Annotated in this window: 4 protein-coding genes, 4 tRNA genes and 2 rRNA genes; 1 reads left to right on the top strand and 9 read right to left on the bottom strand. The window is 49.2% G+C overall.

Features of this window, described 5'->3' with window-relative positions:
• From ACTU3N_RS00915 to ACTU3N_RS00895, 5 genes are all read right to left on the bottom strand, one after another.
• Nucleotides 1-262 (bottom strand): GTP-binding protein (locus tag ACTU3N_RS00915; protein ID WP_000031674.1); only part of this gene is annotated, 262 nt, incomplete at its 3' end.
• Nucleotides 263-375: 113 nt separating this feature from the next.
• Nucleotides 376-451 (bottom strand) — tRNA-Thr (locus tag ACTU3N_RS00910).
• A gap of 5 nt (nucleotides 452-456) precedes the next feature.
• A tRNA-Gly gene (locus ACTU3N_RS00905) sits at nucleotides 457-531 on the bottom strand.
• 113 nt (nucleotides 532-644) lie between these two features.
• A tRNA-Tyr gene (locus ACTU3N_RS00900) sits at nucleotides 645-729 on the bottom strand.
• 8 nt (nucleotides 730-737) lie between these two features.
• Nucleotides 738-813, bottom strand: a tRNA-Thr gene (locus ACTU3N_RS00895).
• A 388-nt stretch (nucleotides 814-1,201) separates the two neighbouring features.
• Here ACTU3N_RS00895 and coaA point away from each other — a divergent pair.
• Nucleotides 1,202-2,152, top strand: coding sequence for a type I pantothenate kinase (gene coaA, locus ACTU3N_RS00890; RefSeq protein WP_443084276.1), 951 nt, complete (start codon nucleotides 1,202-1,204; stop codon nucleotides 2,150-2,152).
• Nucleotides 2,153-2,184: 32 nt separating this feature from the next.
• Here the strand turns inward: coaA and birA are convergent, their stop codons facing one another.
• The 4 genes from birA to ACTU3N_RS00870 all read right to left on the bottom strand — a co-directional run.
• Complete coding sequence (gene birA / locus ACTU3N_RS00885) at nucleotides 2,185-3,147, bottom strand: bifunctional biotin--[acetyl-CoA-carboxylase] ligase/biotin operon repressor BirA (RefSeq protein ID WP_443084275.1); 963 nt, start codon at nucleotides 3,145-3,147, stop codon at nucleotides 2,185-2,187.
• Nucleotides 3,144-4,172: a UDP-N-acetylmuramate dehydrogenase gene (gene murB / locus ACTU3N_RS00880; RefSeq protein WP_443084274.1), complete on the bottom strand. Its 1,029-nt coding sequence runs from the start codon at nucleotides 4,170-4,172 to the stop codon at nucleotides 3,144-3,146. Before murB ends, birA begins: the two co-directional genes overlap by 4 nt.
• 8 nt (nucleotides 4,173-4,180) lie before the next feature.
• Nucleotides 4,181-4,300: ribosomal RNA gene (rrf, locus tag ACTU3N_RS00875) — 5S ribosomal RNA — on the bottom strand.
• Nucleotides 4,301-4,440: 140 nt separating this feature from the next.
• Nucleotides 4,441-4,536: ribosomal RNA gene (locus ACTU3N_RS00870) — 23S ribosomal RNA — on the bottom strand; the annotation flags it as partial.

The raw sequence follows: 4,536 nt of genomic DNA, 5'->3' as shown, positions 1-4,536 counted from the left end.
AGTCGGCGTGGCCCGGGCAGTCTACGTGTGCGTAGTGGCGAGTCGGGGTGTCATATTCAACGTGAGAAGTGTTGATGGTGATACCACGAGCTTTTTCTTCCGGCGCGTTATCGATCTGATCGAATGCGCGAGCAGCACCGCCGTAGGTTTTAGCCAGAACGGTAGTGATTGCAGCTGTCAGCGTTGTTTTACCATGGTCAACGTGGCCGATAGTACCGACGTTAACGTGCGGTTTTGTACGTTCAAACTTTTCTTTAGACATCGATTGTCCCTCTAAGACACGGATAAATCGGTGATATCACCACATCAACCAGGCAACATGCCCGACTTGTTGAATGCTAAATAACAGAGAGAAACCAGGGAGGAGAAGTGAAGTGGTGCTGATACCCAGAGTCGAACTGGGGACCTCACCCTTACCAAGGGTGCGCTCTACCAACTGAGCCATATCAGCACGTTTGGAGCGGGCAGCGGGAATCGAACCCGCATCATCAGCTTGGAAGGCTGAGGTAATAGCCATTATACGATGCCCGCATCCTGAAACTCGGCTACCCAGTGCTTTCTGTATTGCCGGGAGAAGAACACTCTCCCTAAGAGCTGATTCACTACTGACACCAACTCAGGTTACGTATTAGCGTAACCGAAAATGGTGGTGGGGGAAGGATTCGAACCTTCGAAGTCTGTGACGGCAGATTTACAGTCTGCTCCCTTTGGCCGCTCGGGAACCCCACCGGACTTGATGGTGCCGACTACCGGAATCGAACTGGTGACCTACTGATTACAAGTCAGTTGCTCTACCTACTGAGCTAAGTCGGCATCAAGTAGCGCGCATTCTAGGGAGACAGAGAGATGGATGCAACTAAAAAATTGCACAAAATGCTCTATCGCTCACATTTTGCACGACGGCGCGAAGAAATGCTGTAATTTCATGCAACACCGTAGAAAATTTCACCGCATTTCACTATCAATTTGCGCTTATCGCGCCGATTCATCTCAGTTCGCCGACGCACTTCCAGATTTTTCATCAGCCTGAGAGGGGGGGTGCGACGAGATTTTTCATATTATTCCCTGCCATCTGGTGTTAACCTCCAGCCCATTGTCCCAACTTATTTCAATAACGTCGTGCCATAACGTTACCTTAAGAGATCCTCTCATTGCGTACCTGAAACATACGCGAAAGGGTAATGGCGGCGGAAAACTGCGTATGAGTAAAAAAGAGCAAACGTTAATGACGCCCTACTTACAGTTTAATCGCAGCCAGTGGGCTGCTCTTCGTGATTCCGTCCCTATGACATTGACGGAGGGTGAAATCGCGAGATTAAAAGGCATTAATGAAGACCTGTCCCTGGAAGAAGTTGCTGAGATTTATCTTCCACTTTCCCGTTTACTCAATTTCTATATTAGTTCCAACCTGCGACGCCAGGCGGTGCTCGAACAGTTTCTTGGAACGAATGGGCAACGTATTCCTTATATCATCAGTATCGCCGGTAGCGTTGCTGTAGGTAAGAGCACCACAGCGCGTGTGTTACAGGCGTTGCTGAGCCGCTGGCCGGAGCATCGCCAGGTTGAATTAATCACTACCGATGGCTTTTTGCATCCCAACGAGGTGCTGAAAGAACGCGGGTTGATGAAGAAAAAAGGCTTTCCTCAGTCTTATGATATGCACCGTCTGGTGCAATTCGTTTCGGATATTAAATCCGGCGTATCCAATGTCACCGCACCGGTTTATTCACATCTAATTTATGATGTGATCCCAGGCGGAGACAAGACTGTGCATCAACCGGATATATTAATTCTTGAAGGTTTGAATGTCTTACAAAGTGGCATGGACTATCCTCATGACCCACACCATGTATTTGTGTCCGATTTCGTCGATTTTTCTATTTACGTTGACGCGCCCGAGGATTTATTACAGCGGTGGTATATCAATCGCTTCCTGAAATTCCGCGAAGGGGCATTTACCAATCCGGACTCCTATTTCCATAACTATGCGAAACTGACAGAAGATGAAGCAATAGAGGTTGCGATGTCGCTTTGGAAAGAGATTAACGGATTAAATCTTAAAGAAAATATTTTGCCTACCCGTGAGCGAGCAAGCCTGATAATGACCAAGAGTGCTAATCATGCTGTCGAGCAGGTTCGCTTACGTAAATAATGTTATCAAGGGGAGCCGTTGCTCCCCTCAATTTACTCCGCGCTGCGCAACGATATTTCGCCGCCCACCCAGGGTTTAATTATTCCGTTCTGCTCAAGCAACAACGCACCTTGTGAATCAATTCCGCGGGAGATGCCGAATATCTCTTTTTCACCGATAATAAGTTTTACCGGGCGGTTGATAAAATTATCTAACACCTCCCAGCGAGAAAGAAATGGTGCCAGACCATCTTGCTCGAAGCGTTCAAGTGCGGCACGTAGCTCGGTAATTAAACGGACAACTAACATATTGCGATCAATATGTACGCCTGCTTCCTGCAAATTAATCCAGCCCTGAGTGATATCTTCTGCTTGCACTTTACGCATCGCCAGGTTCACGCCAGCGCCTATGACGATCTGCGCAGCATCGCCTGTTTTCCCGGTAAGTTCGACCAGGATACCGGCAAGTTTACGATCCTGGAGATAGAGATCGTTAGGCCATTTCACCCGAATACCTTCGGCACCTAAATCACGCAGCACCTCTGCCATGACAATACCAATAACCAGGCTTAATCCAATCGCTGCTGCCGGGCCTTGTTCCAGACGCCAGTACATTGAGATATAGAGGTTTGCGCCGAAGGGTGAGATCCATTTGCGGCCACGACGCCCGCGACCTGCCTGCTGATATTCAGCTACGCATGCATCGCCGGAGTGTAATTCAGCAAGCCGCTCCAGCAAATATTGATTAGTTGAATCAATAACCGGCAAAACGGCCACATTGCCCTGCTTTATCTGACCGTGGATAAATGTCTCATCTAATAGCTGGATAGGTTCCGGCAAGCTATAGCCTTTACCCGGAACCGTGAAAACATCCACTTCCCAGTCACGCAAAGTCTGTATATGCTTATTAATAGCCGCCCTGCTCATTCCTAAGCGCTCGCCTAATTGCTCACCTGAATGGAATGCGCCATCAGCCAGAATTGAAATCAGCGTCAACGGAACGGAATGGTCCTTCATGCAATGACCTCCACCGCGTTGACTTCACCATTCTGGCCGATAAATCGTACTTCTGGCTCAAGCCAGACGTTAAATTTTTCACCAACGCGGCGGCGAACGTGACGCGCGAGTTCAACGACATCGCTACTGACTGCCTGCCCGGTATTCACAATCACTAAAGCCTGCAAATGATGAATCGCTGCGCCACCTATAGCCATACCTTTTAGTTGGCACTGATCGATAAGCCAGCCCGCGGCAAGCTTTACCGAGCCATCAGCCTGAGGATAGTGCGGAGCATTAGGAAAGGCTGCCAGCAAAGCACTGGCCTGTTGTGCGGTAATCACCGGGTTTTTGAAGAAACTGCCGGCATTACCGCTGACTTTAGGATCGGGAAGCTTGCTGGTACGCATCTGGCACACAGTTTCAAAAACCTGCTGAGGTGTTACGGTTGCAGGATCGAGGCGTGTTAAATCGCCGTATGTCAGCACGGGCTGCCAGCTTTTCGCTATACGCAGGCCAACAGCGGTAATGACAAAACGATCCTGATATTCGTGTTTAAAAATACTGTCGCGGTAACCGAACCGGCATGCAAGCGCCGATAAACGCTGAGATTTACCGCTGCTGAGCTCAACACAATCGACATAGTCGCACACGCGCTGCAATTCCACGCCATATGCGCCAATATTTTGTATAGGTGAAGAACCTGCACAGCCAGGAATGAGAGCAAGGTTCTCCAGACCAGGCATGCCATTCTCAAGCGTATATTGCACCAGATTATGCCAGTTTTCGCCTGCTCCGACATGCACGAGCCATGCCGTAGGGTCTTCGTGAACATCGATACCTTTTATACGGTTGATAATCACCGTTCCGGAAAAGTCTTCCAGGAAAAGTACGTTACTGCCTTCACCGAGAATTAATACAGGTTGCTGCTTCTGGACAGCTTCCTGCCAGGCATTAAGCAATTGTTGTGTATTTTCAGCACAAACAATTCGGTGGGCATTTCGATCAATGCCGAAGGTATTCCAGGGCTTAAGAGAATGATTCATTAGCGCTATCCTGATGCAAAAAACATGGCTNTCGCATGGGGAGACCCCACACTACCATCGGCGCTACGGCGTTTCACTTCTGAGTTCGGCATGGGGTCAGGTGGGACCACCGCGCTAGTGCCGCCAGGCAAATTCTTTGTGCTCCGGAACAAAACCCTTACCCTGCTGCAGTGCTGCCTCAGGTTAAATCGTTCGTTCCTGCATTATCCGGTATCTCGCTGAAAATTCTCTGAGTCACTCAAATCCGCCAAAACATCTTCGGCGTTGTAAGGTTAAGCCTCACGGTTCATTAGTACCGGTTAGCTCAACGCATCGCTGCGCTTACACACCCGGCCTATCAACGTCGTCGTCTTCAACGTTCCTT

This window comes from Vagococcus sp. WN89Y, assembly GCF_052220145.1.
Classification (GTDB): Bacteria; Pseudomonadota; Gammaproteobacteria; order Enterobacterales; family Enterobacteriaceae; genus Kosakonia.
The sequence above is the reverse complement of the archived record's forward strand: the minus strand, read 5'-3'. Positions and strand labels throughout refer to the sequence as shown.